Raw genomic sequence first — 16662 nt, forward strand, 5'->3', positions numbered from 1 at the left:
TATTTTCTTTGGAAAAGACGTCAATCCTAACCTCTGTCCCTTCTGTTGGTTTCACTTCCAGTCCGGATGGATGACCTTTTTGCAGGAAGTACGTGAACAGTTGTGTAACCGCATACTGTCCACCATCAACCGGAGAGGAGATTGCCAATGCCTACGTTCGATGTTGATCCGACGGAGATACACGCGTTCAAGATTGACGACACCTATGTCTTCAAACATTATTTCGATAACCGGGACGCGTTCAATGAGCTAGAAGACTATTATCAGCAAGATAAATATCGGTTCGAAATCCCCGAAGGACAACTAGAAACTGTTCAACAGATACTTGATACGTATTACTGTACGCTCCACTTAGTCGAAGATCCTCATTCCTATTGTGTAGTTGTAGAAAAGGGGACGGATTATTCGGATATCTTGAAAACTGCGGTCCTAACGAAAGAGCGAAGTGGCTATCTCATTCTTCTTCTGAAAGATGACCTTTCAATGGAACAGGCGATTGAGCAAGGTGCCCATACGCTTAAGGAGGCTGAAGTAAATGTTGAGCTTTGAACCGGAAAACCGACGGATCGTATCGGGGGCACCAGTAGGTTCAAGTAGTTGTGCTATGGGGAACTAATAAAGGACTATGAGTGCAAACACAGACGGTTTAGAGATATTTGATGCTGGACAGGAAGAGGGCACGTCTGTGTTCGAAAACCGGACACTAGAGGATATAAATGGGGAAGTTCAAGAAGTATACCTTGCTGATGACCGTCCGTGGGTAATTGGATACAGTGGTGGCAAGGACTCCACCACGGCGCTGCAGCTCATCTGGTACGCCGTCAAAGACCTACCACCAGAGAAACGGACCAAGACTGTTTATGTCATCTCAAGTGATACACTGGTTGAAACACCGAAAATCGTCAATCACATCACGTCTACCCTCGAAAAAGTCAACGAATACGCTGAAATGGAGGATCTCCCGTTCGAGGCTCACAAAGTCACCCCTCAACTCGATGACTCGTTCTGGGTGAATCTCATTGGCCGCGGCTATCCCGCACCGAACCAGACCTTTCGCTGGTGCACGGAACGACTCAAAATCGATCCAGCTGACCGATTCATCCAGGAGAAAGTCTCAGAGCACGGCGAGGTCGTCGTTGTCTTAGGTGCTCGCAAGGCAGAAAGTGCGACACGAAAGCAGGTGATGGACCTGCACAGTATCGATGGCAGTGTTCTCTCCCGCCACTCCAAGTTTGCCAATGCGTTCGTCTATACCCCGATCGAAAATTGGCTTGTCGATGACGTCTGGTCGTACCTCCTGCAGGTCGACTGCCCCTGGGGGAAGAACAACCGTGATTTGGCCGCTCTCTACCAAGAGGCGGACGACGAGTGTCCGATGGTGATCGATACCAAAACTCCGTCCTGTGGTAACAGCCGATTCGGATGCTGGACTTGCACCGTCGTCTCCGAAGATAAAGCGATGCAGAATATGATTGATGGCGGTGAAGATTGGATGGAGCCGCTGTTGGAGTTCCGGGATTTCCTCAAACAGACTCAGGAACCAGAGAAAAAGTCCCGGTATCGACAGGTGAAAGGCCGCCGATTCGGAAACGTCCGAACCAAGGATAATGGCGGAGATGGTATCATCCCTCGAGCCCATAAAACCGAGTTCTGCAAGGATCTTCTGCGGAAATTACTGGAAACTCAGAAAGAGGTGAACGAACGCCTACCCGGTGATGAAGAGGAAATGGTGCTAATCCGTGTTGAGGAACTGCACGAAATCCGGCGACTCTGGCGGGAAGAACGCGCGGATTGGGAGGACTCCGTTCCGAAGATCTACGAAGAGGTCATGGGTGAAGAACTGGACTGGGTGGAAGACGACCTCGGCTCGTTCGGCGAAACCGAGGCAAGGGTGCTGAAGGAAGTTTGTGAAGACTACGATGTCCCGCCAGAATTGATCCAACGACTCTTAGACACCGAGTTGCAGCACCACGGGATGAAACGCCGTGCCTCCATCTACAACGAAATCGACAGGGTCCTCAAAGAGGACTGGCGTCCAATGGAAGAGATCATCGCCGATATCGAAGGCGAAGAGAATGTAGAGAAGTGGCAATACGAGATAGAGCAATGAAATTTCATAAGCTTATTATTGAGGATTTCGGGCCGTACAGAGGGCGGAACGAGCTGGATTTGACGACGACACAGGAATCCCCCATTGTTCTGTTCGGCGGTCAGAACGGCGCTGGGAAAACGACTCTTTTCCAGGGCATTCAGATCTGTCTTCATGGCCGGAGCGCGTTAGGCCGCCGCGTCAGCGAAAAAGAGTACAAACGGCTGATTCGCAACAAGTTCCATGCCTACCCGGATAAGACGGCGAAAGAGGCGTCGATCCGGCTAGAGTTCGAGTACGCACACCTCGGGGAAGTCGATCAATATGCCGTGGAACGGTCGTGGCGCGACCGTGGGAAAAGCATCGTGGAGAACGTGGAGGTCAAGCGGAACGGGAAACCATTATCTGACCTGAACGAGGACCAGTGGGAGGACTTCCTAAAAGAGCTGATTCCTCCTGGTGTCTCCCAGCTGTTTTTCTTCGATGGAGAGAAGATCAAGGAGCTTGCGTCGGCGATCGAAGACGACGATACGTTTGAAGACTCGCTGTTCTCGTTACTGGGCTTGGACCTGGTTGAGCGACTGGATGCTGACCTGTCGATCTATATCTCCCGAAAACTGGATGAGAGCGAGGTCGACGGTATCACTGAGGAGATCGAGAATCTGCGGGAGAAGGAGAGTGACTTCAACCAAGAGATGAAGGAGTTGAAGGAGCGCAAGCGAGAGGTCACCAGCGAACTTGACCGGCTGGAGCATCAGATCAATAAGAAGGAGTCGAAGATTGCGCACGAGGGCGGGTCGTACGCTGATAAGCGGGAGGAGATGAAAGAGCGTCGAGCCGAACTACGAGCGAAGATCGACAACCACGAGGATCAAGTTAGGGATATCGTTACGGATTCGTATCCGTTTGCGTTGGCTCCCGATCTGTGCCAGAGCGTTGTTGACCGGTTGCAGAAGGAGAGCGAACAGCAGCGCCGTGATGCAGCCCGGGAACAGGTGGCTGAAAAACTGGATGCGGTGCTTGAAGACGGAGAGGCATTGGCAGATGTGGAGCTCGATGAGGAGATAAAAACGCAAGTCGCGTCGCAGCTCCAGACAGCGGTTGAAAACCGGTTACAGGGTGATGAAGACGGTGACCAGCAACTGTTGCACCAGTTCTCTGAGGCGCAGCGCCAGGAGATGTTTTCCGTCGTCGACGAAGCCTTGAACGACGTCCCCGGCCAGCTCCGTGATACGACGGACGAACTGGAGTCGCTTGTCCGTGAACACCAGAACATCGAATCCGAACTCGGTCGTGCTCCCAGTGAAGATGTGCTGACGCCGTTGGTGGAGGAACTGAACGAACTCACGGAACGGCGGGGTGCTCTCAAATCTGAGTTGGATGATCTCGAGGAAGAGATCAGCAAAATGGATACGAAGATCGGCCGGTTAGAGAATCAGATAGACAACAAACTGGAGAAAAAGTCCGAGGTCGAAGGTGTGTCCGACCGGGCGAACCTCGCATCCGAGGTGCAGGAAGTGCTCGACGACTACCGGCAGCGTCTCGCGAAGGAAAAACTCCAGCATCTTGAATCGGTGCTCAGTGACCGGTACTTGGCGCTGTCGAACAAACGGGAGTTCTATGACGGTATCGAGATTGACAAGGACAGTCTGAACATCTTCGTGCGAACGATCCATGATAACTTCAAGCCACTGTCCGAACTCTCGGCAGGCGAGCGGCAGATATTCGCCACCTCGCTTCTGTGGGCGTTGGCAGATATCTCTGAACGGCCGCTACCGTTCATCGTTGACACGCCGCTCGGCCGGCTTGACCAGGCGCATCGGGAGAACATGGTGAATAATTTCTTCCCCGAGGCGGCGCATCAGGTGTTTGTATTCTCCACGGACACCGAGATCGATGATCGCCACCATCAGGTACTTGATGACGCGATCTCACAGACGTACCACCTCAATTACGAGGAAAAAGAGGGATATACAGACGTCGAACAGGGATACTTCTGGTCATCAAACAACGACTCCACGGATGACCACGTTGTCGCCGACTTAGAGGTGACACAATGAGTCAGGATTTCAACCGCGTGCAGATCGGCTCCAGGGCGACGAACCATCTGAGTCAGCTGAAAGGCAGGACTGGGCTGACGCCGAATTTCCTCTGTCGCATTGGGCTGTGCTATTCGCTGAACGAGCCGCGGCCACCGAACCCGGAAGAGTACAATGCAGACGGGCAGACGTTCAACCGGTACACGCTGCTTGGGGAGCACGACGCCCTGTATATGGCACTTCTCAAAGAACGGTTGATACAGGAGGGAAAAGACCCGGAAGAGGATCTGTACGACGAGTTCGTCGCCCATCTCAACCGCGGAGTAATCCGGGTGTTCGGAAATATCAAAGACATCAACGACTTCTACCAGCTCATACCGGAGGATCTGAAAAAAGAGTCTGGAGAAATCGAGGTTGATTCACCATGACGGCGGAGCTCGAGGATGCGGTGTATCTCGATCATCATGCGACGACACCTGTTGATGAACGGGTTGTTGAGGAGATGAAGCCGTACTTCACGGAGGTATTCGGCAACCCGGCCAGCGACGATCACAAGTTCGGTGCGAAGGCAAAACAGGGAGTCGACGAAGCCCGTGAACGGATTAGTGACGCGATCAATTGCAGGAAAGAGGAAGTCATATTCACCAGTGGGGCCACTGAATCCGACAATTTAGCGATTCGGGGCACACTGGACTATGCTCTGAAGCAGGACAAAGGAAACCACGTCATCACGGCTGAGACAGAACACGAGGCCGTGTTAGAGGTTTGTGAAGACCTTGAGGACGACGAGGTGGAGGTCACGTATCTCTCGGTAGATGCGGAAGGCCGGATCGATCCAGCCGATGTCGAGGCAGCGATTCGTGACGAGACGGTGCTGATCTCGATTATGACTGCCAACAATGAGATCGGTACCATCGCACCGGTCAAGGAGATCGGTGAGCTTGCCAAGGAGAACCGGGTCTTCTTCCATACAGACGCGGTGCAAGCGATGGGCTTCTTTGATCTGGATGTGGAGAAGATGGGGATTGATTTGATGTCCCTGTCCGGACACAAGATTTACGGGCCGAAAGGAATCGGCGCGTTGTACGTGCGGCGGCGTCGGCCCAAGGTGAAAATTGAGCCGCTGCTTCACGGCGGTGGCCACGAGCGCGGCTGGCGGTCTGGGACACTCAATGTTCCTTCGATCGTGGGCTTCGGGAAGGCAGTCCAGCTCGCTGACCAGGAGCGCGATGAGCGTATCGAACACGTGGATACATTGACATCCTACCTCTGGTCACGGTTCGACGATGAACTCGAGGATGTCATTCTGAACGGACCGCAGGAGAACCGGCTTCCGAACAATCTGAACGTGAGCTTTCTCGGTGTGGAGAACAAGGCGCTCGTGAAGAATCTCCAGCCGGATCTCGCTGTTTCTGCTGGATCAGCATGTACGACTGGGAAGGTTGAAGCCTCACACGTTTTGCAGGCGTTGGGCGGCGATGAAACGCGCTGGCACTCAGCAATCCGGTTTGGGCTCGGGAAAGACAATACAGAGGAAGAAATCGAATACACGGCTGACACGGTTATTCAGGCGGTAAAGCGGTTACGCCGCATTCAATTCACGTAACTTCGAGTCCCTTGCCGGGATGGGTGTTACATCTCTTCGAAGTCTTGTCGGATCTGCTCCAAGACGCTTCGCTGCGATTCTTCGGAATCGATATCGCGGTGTTCTCGTAGGAATTCGACCATGTTAATCAGGAGTTCGCCGGGCTGTTCGACGATCTGTGACTGGACGATATCGATGCCACCGGCCGCATATTCGCGGAGGACCTCGACCTGCATGTCGTGATCCATTAACGCTTCTTCGTCGCCGGTTTCTGCGTACGCCATGGATGCCATGACAACCTCATCTTGCGGGGTCAGCACATCCCACGGAATTTCTCCGCTGTTGCCCGGTTCGTCTATGCTATTTCGGCTATACCCGATGCTGGCTGCAAAGAGCAGGGCATCCTTGTAGGTTTCAAAGATTGCCTCGTCGCCCTTGACCAGCGTTTCATACGTATCGGTCTGCTCGTATCGGATTCGTGGCGGCATCAGTGATTACACCTCAATCTCTGCTTCCGGTTCCTCCCGGATCTCTGTATATTCGTAGTCAACGTCATCTTCGTCGGGGTCGTAGTAGTTGAGGTGGTACTGTTCCCCGGCATAGGGTTCGAGTTCCGCTTTGACTTCCTCGCCCCACTGCGAATCACTCACCAAGACAATCACTTGGTCAGCAAGTTTTGGGATTTTCCTGCTGACTGCCTGTCGATATTCTTCTTCCAGATAGCCGAACGGGGCGTCCATCAACATCGGGTAGACTCCCCCCTTGAAATATGGTTGGTCGCCGCTGGAGAGGAACTGTTCCCGGGTTAGATACGTGAGGGCGCCGATGAACGAGAAGCTGGCCACCTGCCGTTCCCCGGTGGAGGTCCCGACCCGGGTGACTTGGTCACCGACTTTCTTGTAGACGTCGAGCGAATAGTCCTCACCGATTTCAGTCCAGTAGTTCTTGGCGATGATGTCGGAGAAGATCTCGTCGACCTTGTCATCTACCCGGTCGCGGACCTGGTCCTGGTAGGACTCAAACTCGTCCTGGATGAACTGCTTCGCTTTCTGGGTGGCGACAAACCGGCGGCGGGCGAGTTCTGCTTCCTCCTTTTTTTGTTCGGCTTCTTCGATGTCCTGTTCGATCTCCTCGATGGTGTCGTCGATCCGGTCGATCTGCCGCTGGACCCGGTCGCTTTCCCGTCCCAGATTCTTGATCTCGGTTTCCAGTTCTCCGCGGCGCCGTTCCAGCTTTCCGATATCTTCTGTATCCTTGTCCTCAAGCTTGTTGCTGATCTCGTCGAGCTCTTCCTCGATTTCGTCGAGTCGCCGTTCGTGCCGACTGCGTTCTTGGAGGTTCTCCTGGATCGTGTCGAACAGGTCTTCCCGTGATCCGACGATTTCGTTCAATCGGTTAGTGATATTATTGGCGGCTTGCTGTAGATCTTCATCTCCAGCTTTGGTCTTCCAGTTTTTGACCGCTTGGAATGGCTCGGTGCCGGGTTCAAGCGGCCGATCACAGATACATTCCTCCATATCCAGCCGCTCTTCGACGAACTGCTGTTTGATGTCGTAGGGAATCTCCCCCTTATCCCGTTTCTCTTTTAGCACCTCAGCAGTTTCCTGTACGGCCGGCATCGCAAACACGTAGTGACCGTTGTCGGAGCATACCTGCTTGATTTCGTCGTTCAGCTCCTCGATCTTGTCCTGTAGCTCCTCTTCTTCGTCTTCTAACTCGTCACGCTCTTCCTGTAATTCACGTGCCCCCTCAAGTTCCCGGAGACGGTCTTCAACATCCTCCAGCTCGTCCTCGGCTTCCGAGATGCTGTTTTTGGTGTTCTCCAGCCGCCGTTCCTTGTCCTGGCGGTCGTCCTGCTTTCGCTCTTTCCGTTCGGTCAACTCGTTCAGTTCTTCACTCCCGGTATCCTTCATCTCCTCCGAGAAAACATCATCATTCACTGACTCGAGATGCCGGATTGCCCGCTCCATTATCTCGAGGCCCATCAGATCCCGGATTGCTTCTTTGACGCGTTCCTGATGGCCCTCTTGGGTCAGCTTGTCGATGTCCTCTCCATGGAAAAAGAAGAGGTGGCTCAGCCGTTTCGGTATGAACCGTTCTAAGTATGATGTCGGATTATCAGGGGTGACGGTCCGGCCATCAGCATCGATGTACTGAACGTCTGCCCCTTCGTCGACCAACTCTCCGTCTAAGTCGTCGGAGCTCTGCTTCTTGTAGTCAGCCCATCGCTCACACCAAAAATCCTGGTTTCCGTCAGAAAACTCCAGTACCACGCGGACGCGGACGATGTCGCCCTCTTCCACTTCCGCCATTGCTCGTTCATTGGCGATGTGGTCTGGACGGGAGAAATTGTCGTCAACCTCGTGGTAAAACAGCCACGTGAACGCGTTCCGGAGTGCTGATTTCCCCGCACCGTTACCGCCGTGGATGACGGTCAGGTTTCGATCCTCGTCTTCGGAAAATTCGATTGGCTGGTCTTGATAGAACTGCCGAAAGTTTTCCACTGTGAGTTTTTCGAGTTTCATTGGCTACTGGATCTCCTCTCGGATGATTTCTTCTAGGTCTTCGGTGATGTTCCGTGGGCTTTTCAGGTGTAATTTTTCCTGCTCTGCTTCCAGCACCTGTTCGACCAGCTCTCGCACCTTTTCATCGGTTATCTCGATGTTGCTGTCATGTTCGCTCATATGTTACACATCCAGGAGATTGTAATCATTTTTCAGCTCTCTTAACGACCCCGTACTCGTTGACACCCCTTCAATGTCAGCATCAGGATGATTCATCGCTGCGTCACTAAATATCGATGCACGTCGCAGTTCCTTCCGAAGGAAGCGACGTTCGGTGTTGAACTGTTCGGCTGGCATCGTTCGCGGGTTCACCGAGCTTGGCGGTGCCACGATGAAGTCATGGATCACAGCATGGCTTTTTCCAGGGTAGGTCCGAAGAATCCGGCCTCGTCGCTGCACGAACTGGATCGGGTTCGTGGTGCTTGCCAGGATGTATGCCGTCTGTGTCGACGGGACGTCCACACCCTCGTCAAGACACCGGATGGCTACTAACGCCTCGAGGCGTCCTTGGTCGAATCGGTCGAGAAGTTGCTGGCGCTCCCGGTGCGATTCTTCGTGGGTGAACGGATGTACCCGAAGCCCGAGATTGTTCCCCATTACGTCAACCGTGGCGTCGATGTGGCGCTGGGTTTCATCGTGGAGGTCGTCATCGCCAGTGGTGCCATCACCACAGTAGACCAGTGTGTGGTTGATCTGTTCCTGCTCCTCCGCGAGTTCCTCGAGCTTGCTCAGCTTGTTTTCGGCAGTCCCGATCAGTCGAGCGCGTTTGATCAGCAGGCTCTGGAGATGGCTGTCTTCGGTTAGTTCGATGTCGTTATCAATTGCGTGCGCTTTTTTGACGATTCGCTGGGAGAGGTCCAAGTATTGGTCTTCTTCCTCCTCGGTGAGTTCGATGATGTGGGGGATGTAGTAGTATTCGCAGAGAAAGCCGTTGTCGATCGCTTCCTTGATGCCGAACTCGTAGACGACGCCCTCATCGAAGTAGTTGAACAGTTTCTCTGTACCGGTATCGTCGTACCAGCGTTCCGGTGTTGCGGACAGGCCTAATCGGTTCGAAATATTGAGCGGGAGGTTCTTGCGGTAGTGAGAGGCCCCCATGTGGTGGACTTCATCGAGAATGACGAGTGAGTCATCGCCGTCCAGTCGGCCAAGCAGGTTCTGGAAGGTATCAGAGCAGAACGTCTTGTGTGTCGTGATAACGGAGAACAGATCCGAGGATTCCCAGTTGAATTCGGTGACGGAGCGGGCGAGTTTGTCTTCCCACCGCTCACGGGTTTGATAAGCAAGAATCGGATTCATATTGAAATCCTCCATCGCCTCTTTCCACTGCTCGACGAGGTGCTGGTAGGGGCAGGCCACAATCAGACCAAGACGCTCACCCTGCCGTTCATAGAGTTCGACCGCACCGAGCAGGGAGGTAAGGGTCTTCCCCGTTCCGGTCGCCATTTTGAGGATGCCTTTTGCCCCGCTGGTCAACCATGATTGGACCGCGTCTTGTTGGTATGGGCGCCGTTCGATCCATCCTGGTTCTGTCAGTTGTGGTGCAGGGCTTTTCATGCTATCTGGTTCCGGGTAGGCCCGGTTGTCTGAATCCCGTAGTTCGGCGATATCGTTTTTAATTCCTTGAGGAAGTGAATAAATGTTGAGATCAGGGTTCTGGCCGTGCCAGAGCGCGTCGAACCGCTCTTCGTGGTGGTCGACGCGGGCCGTGTCCTGTCCGGATTCCCAGTCGTAAAAGATGTCGTAGGATTCGTAGTTGAAGAATCCTTGACGGCTATCGTTTTGGGAGCCGTGAAACGCTAGGCGGCTGCCATCAGTGCCGTAGATGACGCCCCATTTATCATGGAAGTCACCGCCGAGATCGCCGTCTGGGACAGCGAATTTGATTTGCAGGAGTTCATCGGCGATCATCCAGGCCAGCGTGTTGAGTGTGTCCTCCTCGAGCCCTTTCTCGAGTTCATCGACGGTCCGATGAAGGGATTCGTAGAGGACTTCGTTCGTCCGTGCTTCCTCGCCTTTCCGAAAGGCTTCCCAGTCATTCTCATCGAGCATTGGGCTGGTAATCCATTTCGCCGTCCCTCCGTTTGCTGCGAGTCCGGCGACGCCCCGAGCAGCATATTGGAGCCAGCCGCTCGTGAAGTAGCCAACACCGCGTTTATATTCGATTGCTCGCTCAAGCGTGGGGTTATAGAACTCTTGAATGAAATCGGTAGTCGACGTTTCTATGACGGGGGGGAGATCTAGGTCGCTGAGTTGCCCGTCTTGTTGTGTCATGCTAGATGAAATGGGGCCGGTTCGCCGGTGATCGGCGTATATCCAGGCCCGTAGTATAAAAATACCGGCGTGTTGTCTATGTATTTTCAGCGTGTGAGAGATACTGTCTATGTGAACAACTCACAGAGTTAGCTTCACTAAATATTCGTACTCGTGCTCCTCGAGTACTTCCACATCACCGGGGACAGTTTCGTGCGTTTGATCGAGCTGCTCAGGCGGGATATAGAAGGTGAGTGTGGTGTCGTCGTGAACATGGATATCGTCGGCGAGAACGTCGAGGTCGTCAACGATGGTCTGTTGAACGCTTTCGACATCGGTTTGAGGCATGTTCTCGGTATTGTCTGTAAGGGACCGTAAACTATCCGCCTCATCAAGGAGGACCGTCACTGGCTCCAATCACGCCATTGAGTTTGGCCATTGACATCCGGCCGCTCCCAGAAATGACTCATCGGTGCCTGATTCCCGGTGTCCACGTCGGTATCTCCGTCCAGGTACTGGTCGATGCGCTCGGTTTCAGCGTTGAGCCACTGCATCTGCTCGCCGATCCCGTCGAAACCGTGTTCTTTGAACGGGAACCGAATGTCCCACGGAAACGGCTCGAACACGTCATGTTCCAGTAACGGGTCGACGTACCGGTCGCCGGCGAGCACGATCAACTGCTGGCAATGCGGATCTTCCTCGGGAAACCCGGACCGGTACTCGAGCCAGCTGACCACTCCGTAGTGGACGCGGCGCGTCCAGAAATCTAGCCGCGTCTCATACAACGGTTCATCCCACGGGTATCGCGTATGCTGATAGGCGTCAGGTTCGACCGGTGCCGGCTCCTCCGCCAGATCCTCAATCGTAGTATCGTACGGTTCGACCGGGATATTCGGCCAGAGCACGTCGTGTTCTGCGGAGAGGATGGTGTACCCTTGGTTTCCGGTGCAGGCGTTGAGACTGCCTCTGCATACCGCTGTTTACACCGGAAGTAGTTCGAGGTGTACAGCTCCTCAGCAGGGATTGGTTCGTCCGTGTTCCGTTTCTGCTGGCTGTAGCCAACGAGGATGTACGTGCCGATCGTGGCCTCACCTGTTTGTCGGCTCTTGTTCGAGATGGTCGCCGCGGATAATCGACTGTATAGAGGCGCTGTGTGGGTTTTCGACCGTGTGGAGTTCTTGGGCGGCGGCCAGTACCATCGTCACCTGGAGTAGGGTGAGGTCTTCCCGGAGCTGTTTGAGTAGTGTCAGGGCTTCCTGTGCGAGATTGATGCGTTCTTCCACTGTATGGGCCACCGAGCAATTCTTCAGGCCCAGATTTTTTAACTGAGACAGGTTGTTCCACCGGGAATAGCGAAGTGTAAAAATCAGAGGCTGATCAACGGTTTTGACCTGCGTTGCTTCAAAGGAACATGGTAGTGAGGGGAAAATTCAATAAGAGAGACTGTTTTGCCCTTACCAATGGCTGCGGACGCACCCACGACCCCAGATACTGCATGGCTGGAAAACCGGTTAGATAACCGGCCAAAGCCGTTCCTGGTCCGGTTGGGAACCCAGTTTTTCGAGGAAGACGTCGACGGGGATGACTACTCGGCTCCGGAACTCAAGGAGACGATTTTATCCGACTATTCCGATGACTGGGCTGAGTTCCTCCGGAAATATGAGAAACTGGATCGAAATAGTATCTCCATTCGGTCTGCGAAAGAATATCTGAACCAAGAGCGCGGATTGGGCAGAGACGTGCTTGATGTCACGGGGAAATATGAACTGCTCTTAGTCCTGTATGAACACGAGTTAGAAGATGTCCTCGACGAACTCATCAGACACTCCAGAATCATCGATAAGCGGAGCAGCCGAGCCTACATACTCGACGAAGTCCTCGAACTCAAGAACATCAAACCCGATCTGCGTACCTTCACAAAAAAATGGAATAACAGCGACCGATTAGATGCAGTCCACATAAAAGCCGAAGAGGAAGATGAGGCAACATTCTTCGAGATTTACAAGGAATACGGCCGTCGCACACAGGAGGTCTTCACGTTTCGCGAAGACAACGGAGACACTACCGAGTATCCGAGTGAACCCGAGATTGAATCGATCAGCTACTATCCTTTGAAGAAACTCCGGTTCAAGGCTACCCAGAAAGACGGTGAGACAGAGATCATATTCAGCGATGATTACGACAGTGGCTGGGCGAGAACCCTGAACCGGCTGTTTGACGAGGTCTTCGGCGTCGAAGATGTGACGGATCAACTGGAACGGAAACGGTCCCCGATCGCAGAAGAAATCGCAGAAGACGTGGACGACAGCGTAGACGAGCCAGAATCCACTACCGGTCTCATCCAAACCAGTCTCTCAGACCGGCAGGAACAGGCAATCGAGAAAGTAGAAGCGGAAGGATTCCCAGCTGATGAAGAACTGGATCTGGTGGATCGGATTGAGAGTATTGAACTCGGTGGTTCAGATGTGCAGCAGGACTACTCAATCGGTGCCGACCAGCTCCGTATCGTCGCAGACCTGGATGATCTCTTCGATTCGCTTAGCGGCATGGAAGCCAGTTTCGAGGCTTTACTTGAAAAGACCGCAGAAGAGAACCGGACGCTGGTGATCAAAATTCAGAACCGTCCGGTCGGAGTCCAAGGAGGGACCTGGAGCGCACTTGGAAACGGAAGGCTGAGTGATTCGAATCGAACGGCATTGGAATACTTCTTCGGAGACGCATAGCGATGAACAAAACCGTCATCACGGATTTGCAATCAGTTCTCACGACAGAGGACGGGAGTACTCGAATCAAACCTGAGAACATCCCTGAGACGCTGATCCCTGAGTACGTCAAACCACGATACCCAAAACCGGGCCAATGCATCCATGATGGCTGTGGTTCCTACTGCTCGGTAGATGAGGACGGCGACCAGTATATCGTTCGCTGTGATGATGGGCATGTTGAATCAATCGCGAAAAAGCAGAACATGCGTTACCGTCTGGACTTTGAGGAAATCACCAGAGGGTTAGCGAAAAGGCTCAAACGGGATCTGATCGATTTCGACCCGAATCTCCCAGGATTTGTCCGTGGGACAATGGACGATCAAATTGATCTTTACGTGGTCGTATCTCCCAATGACTATGAGCAGTTGGCTCACAAGATTCTGTACCACGTCGTGAACCGAGGCCGCGCTTCTGTGTTCATCACTCCCCGAGACTACGTCATGAATATCCTGTCTACTCAGGCGCTGTTTTCATCCGGTAACCTTCTGTACGCGGTTCCGATGAAACGGCTCGCCAAAGGACGGCCGAGCGTTCTCCAGGGCATCGACAATATGACTGCGGTCCGTGGGATGGAGGCAGAGATTTTGCAGGAACAGGTCGATAACGATCAACATCATATTGTTGACCGGGTGAACTCAAACCCGCGGTATATCCTCACCGAACTCAATCATATGAAACTGCTTCGGCAGAACAAAGAAATCCCGAGAAACGAGGGAACACGTCTGGAGAAGATATCAGAGTCTGCATTGTCACATCTCTTCCCGACGTATGCGGGCAGAGGTGGTGAGGACGACCTATTTGAAGAACTACCTGATAATCTCTTCTGGATCCATAGCTTGGCGCAGGATCCAGATATTGATGAGTACGAAACAGTGCTGGGAGTCGTCGATACGAAGTCCGGCGAGTCGGCAAACTTCTCGAGTGAAGATTCAGATAAGCACTTGGAATACATGAAAAGAGGACGTGATGCCGGTGTTGACCCAGACAAAATAGCGCATATCTTCGTCGTACTCGGTATCACAGGCGACAATGAAATCGACTTCTTTGATCGGATGAAGGAGAACTATCGCAATGATGAGTACATGGTAGTGCTCACCGCAGAGGGATTCATGACTCTCATGGCCGCGTATCTGTCCTGCACAGTATCTCGATCTGTGAAACTGAAGACAAACACGTTCCAGAAAGCAATCTATCCCTTGTTCAATGATGACCACTTCAACGACAACGATCTTGACCAGTATATCCGGCCGCTGAGTCAGACCGTGGACAAAGAAGAGTACCAAATGAAGTACCAGAAGCGTAACAAGCTACTTGTTATTTCACGGGAAGTGGTCATCAAGCACCTCAAGGACGTGGCTGAGGGCGATAGCGGGATTGAGTTTAGAATGGAGCGATATTTCAGCCAAGAGTAGTCAGTCGGGCTAGGCAGACGACTTGTCACGGTCTGGGAGAACCCACAGCGCAAGATAGCCACACGCTGCAACGAACAGGATTCCAGCTACTGTTTTCATCCACGGATTCATCGTTCATCACCAGCGTTCTGCGTGATCTCTGTTACTGGTTTCGGGAGCATCATCTTTCGGTGCAGTATTTCTAAATGGCCGTTAATCACCGCGCATAGCTGCATCTCTATCGCGTTATAAGCTACTATAACGCTATATACATCCGCTGATCTGCTCAGAGTCCTTGGAATCACAGCAATCATCGGAGCAATTGATCTCACTCTCGTTCTCAACTTTTCCTCCATCCTCGACTTCCTGATCGGGGATATCTTTGGGTTAGCAGGGTTGAGAAATCTCTTAACCGGGCTTGCGGTTCTCGGTCTCGGTGGACCTGTCGTGAACTACTTTAAATCAATTCGAAGCCAGTAACGGTCATCGAGGCAGGCGGCGGGAGATTTGACGGAGAGCTATGGAAGATATACTGAGTGATCTTCTGAGTCAGTTGATTCAAGATCGTAGGAGGAAAGTCCGTCGAAGAACTCATCAATAATCGGGATTAGGTGGCTAAAGTCAGAGATCAAGGTATGCATCATCTCGTTCGGGTCCTGGTTCTCTACTTCGTATCCCCAGAAATCCTCCGGTGGGATATCGAATTTCCCTACTGAATCGTGGGTAACGGTCATATCGAAGTCGCTGATGTAGTTGTCTGTTATCTCGAATTTGTACTTCCGGTCGCTGATTCCGGTAGATATCTTGTAATCAGGGGATTCGTCGATTTCCTGGTACCCGGTGACTTCCCATTTGTTCAACTCGGAGCGGCCCTCCGTCTGGAAGGAAACTTTCAACCCCTTGTATTCCTCCTCAGAGCCACCACTGACGGCTTTTACACTCTGCACCTTCCAAGGATGGTTCTCGTATTCCTGCAGCCGAGTCTTCAGATCTGGGACGGAAGAAAGTGTTTCCCGATATTCGGACCGCGTGGTGTATAACTGGGCAAATAGCCCTCCATCATCCTCTGGTTCGTAGTCATCGGGCTTGATGCTGCTCGGCTCCCACTCCTCTAACAGCTCTTCTACCTCTTCGTCGAAACTGGGCTTAGTGGAGAATGCCTCCATGATCCGCTTGAGGGACGGCGGTGTTCCACCCTCGGATTCAGGCTTCGTAGATCCGCTGGAATCTTCACTGAACTCCTCTCGGAGATCTTTGACACGGGACTGGTATTGACCTCTGTAGTCCTCGGTAAAGTCGAGAATTGTCTCAATATCGCTCTTTGTCAGGTCTGGTCCTGCTACGTCACGTAGGTCGTCGAAGTCAAGGTCTGAAGGATCTCCTTGAGGCCCGGAGTTCTCGGTCCAGTGCAGTCCAACTTCGAAGAGTGCCCAAGTCAGATGCTTAGGGACTTTTACACCGCCGTCATCACCAGGCTTTCTCGGTCTGTAACCGAGTTCTCGATAGATCTCCTCCGTTACTTCTGGAGCCTGTAGCGGGAGAGGATGACTAAGACCAGAGACATGTGCATGGACATAGTAACCGTCCTTATCGTTGGATTCGGCATACTCCTTCAGAACCGGCATAAGCCGTAGTTGGTGTAACCCATCATATAGTCCTCGCTATATTCGAGTGGAACTGCTTCACACTGTTTCTTGACCCAAAAAGGTTTCACAGGTCTGCACATCGGTACTATCCAAGATGACCTCGTCTGCAGCAGACACCGAGTACGTCGTTGAGGCATTGGCTGAGCTTGATTACGTGATACGGGATGATATACACGTAAGCGAGGATGACACCGTGACTACGTACGTCCCGACTGACCGGCTGGAAGACGCTGAGCAGTTGGAAGGGATCACTGTCGAAGTGTTGGAAGAATATGACTATGAGTATCTGATTTCGGCTAAGCCAGAGCAGTAAAACTCGGACTCTGAAGA

General features: G+C 52.7%; 16 protein-coding genes. 8 read left to right on the plus strand and 8 right to left on the minus strand.

The features are described 5' to 3' along the window. Window positions 1-147 precede the first annotated feature (147 nt). The 5 genes from AC6I6X_RS16365 (at window position 148) to AC6I6X_RS16385 (ending at window position 5734) form a co-directional block, all read left to right on the plus strand. On the plus strand, window positions 148-549 hold the full coding sequence (locus AC6I6X_RS16365; RefSeq protein WP_497931597.1) for a hypothetical protein: 402 nt from the start codon (window positions 148-150) through the stop codon (window positions 547-549). A gap of 76 nt (window positions 550-625) precedes the next feature. Continuing rightward, entirely contained in the window at window positions 626-2110 is a 1485-nt protein-coding gene (gene dndC, locus AC6I6X_RS16370) for a DNA phosphorothioation system sulfurtransferase DndC (protein ID WP_497931598.1), read from the plus strand. Then, complete coding sequence (gene dndD / locus AC6I6X_RS16375) at window positions 2107-4149, plus strand: DNA sulfur modification protein DndD (protein WP_497931599.1); 2043 nt, start codon at window positions 2107-2109, stop codon at window positions 4147-4149. Before dndC ends, dndD begins: the two co-directional genes overlap by 4 nt. Then, window positions 4146-4556 carry a DNA sulfur modification protein DndE gene (gene dndE / locus AC6I6X_RS16380; RefSeq protein ID WP_497931600.1) on the plus strand — a complete coding sequence of 137 codons (411 nt, stop codon included), beginning with the start codon at window positions 4146-4148 and terminating at the stop codon, window positions 4554-4556. Before dndD ends, dndE begins: the two co-directional genes overlap by 4 nt. Further along, window positions 4553-5734: a cysteine desulfurase family protein gene (locus AC6I6X_RS16385; RefSeq protein ID WP_497931601.1), complete on the plus strand. Its 1182-nt coding sequence runs from the start codon at window positions 4553-4555 to the stop codon at window positions 5732-5734. Before dndE ends, AC6I6X_RS16385 begins: the two co-directional genes overlap by 4 nt. A 26-nt stretch (window positions 5735-5760) precedes the next feature. Here AC6I6X_RS16385 and AC6I6X_RS16390 read toward each other — a convergent pair whose 3' ends face one another. The 7 genes from AC6I6X_RS16390 to AC6I6X_RS16420 all read right to left on the minus strand — a co-directional run bounded on the left by AC6I6X_RS16390 (window position 5761) and on the right by AC6I6X_RS16420 (window position 11813). After that, window positions 5761-6201, minus strand: a complete 441-nt coding sequence (locus tag AC6I6X_RS16390; RefSeq protein WP_497931602.1) for a DNA phosphorothioation-associated 4-like protein — start codon at window positions 6199-6201, stop codon at window positions 5761-5763. Window positions 6202-6207: 6 nt separating this feature from the next. Further along, complete coding sequence (locus AC6I6X_RS16395; RefSeq protein WP_497931603.1) at window positions 6208-8238, minus strand: AAA family ATPase; 2031 nt, start codon at window positions 8236-8238, stop codon at window positions 6208-6210. 3 nt (window positions 8239-8241) lie between these two features. Next, window positions 8242-8397 carry a hypothetical protein gene (locus tag AC6I6X_RS16400; protein ID WP_497931604.1) on the minus strand — a complete coding sequence of 52 codons (156 nt, stop codon included), beginning with the start codon at window positions 8395-8397 and terminating at the stop codon, window positions 8242-8244. Between the two features lie 3 nt (window positions 8398-8400). After that, the gene (locus AC6I6X_RS16405; RefSeq protein WP_497931605.1) at window positions 8401-10551 is read right to left on the minus strand and encodes a DEAD/DEAH box helicase family protein; all 2151 of its coding nucleotides are present in this window, start codon (window positions 10549-10551) and stop codon (window positions 8401-8403) included. A 120-nt stretch (window positions 10552-10671) separates the two neighbouring features. Next, entirely contained in the window at window positions 10672-10938 is a 267-nt protein-coding gene (locus AC6I6X_RS16410) for a hypothetical protein (protein ID WP_497931606.1), read from the minus strand. Then, window positions 10935-11435, minus strand: coding sequence for a hypothetical protein (locus tag AC6I6X_RS16415; RefSeq protein WP_497931607.1), 501 nt, complete (start codon window positions 11433-11435; stop codon window positions 10935-10937). Before AC6I6X_RS16415 ends, AC6I6X_RS16410 begins: the two co-directional genes overlap by 4 nt. 183 nt (window positions 11436-11618) lie before the next feature. Further along, window positions 11619-11813, minus strand: a complete 195-nt coding sequence (locus AC6I6X_RS16420; protein WP_497931608.1) for a hypothetical protein — start codon at window positions 11811-11813, stop codon at window positions 11619-11621. A 177-nt stretch (window positions 11814-11990) separates the two neighbouring features. Between AC6I6X_RS16420 and AC6I6X_RS16425 the strand changes: the two genes are divergently transcribed. Both AC6I6X_RS16425 and AC6I6X_RS16430 read left to right on the plus strand, forming a co-directional pair. Continuing rightward, entirely contained in the window at window positions 11991-13253 is a 1263-nt protein-coding gene (locus tag AC6I6X_RS16425) for a hypothetical protein (protein WP_497931609.1), read from the plus strand. Between the two features lie 2 nt (window positions 13254-13255). Continuing rightward, window positions 13256-14707: a hypothetical protein gene (locus AC6I6X_RS16430; RefSeq protein WP_497931610.1), complete on the plus strand. Its 1452-nt coding sequence runs from the start codon at window positions 13256-13258 to the stop codon at window positions 14705-14707. A gap of 497 nt (window positions 14708-15204) precedes the next feature. Here AC6I6X_RS16430 and AC6I6X_RS16435 read toward each other — a convergent pair whose 3' ends face one another. Beyond that, a complete protein-coding gene (locus AC6I6X_RS16435) occupies window positions 15205-16311 on the minus strand; it encodes a hypothetical protein (protein ID WP_497931611.1) in 1107 nt (368 codons plus the stop codon). A gap of 115 nt (window positions 16312-16426) precedes the next feature. On the opposite strand from AC6I6X_RS16435, the gene AC6I6X_RS16440 reads away from it, so the two are divergent. Then, a complete protein-coding gene (locus AC6I6X_RS16440; protein ID WP_497931612.1) occupies window positions 16427-16645 on the plus strand; it encodes a hypothetical protein in 219 nt (72 codons plus the stop codon). Window positions 16646-16662 lie beyond the last annotated feature (17 nt).

The sequence above is a fragment of the Halosolutus sp. YCN4 genome (genome assembly GCF_059736495.1).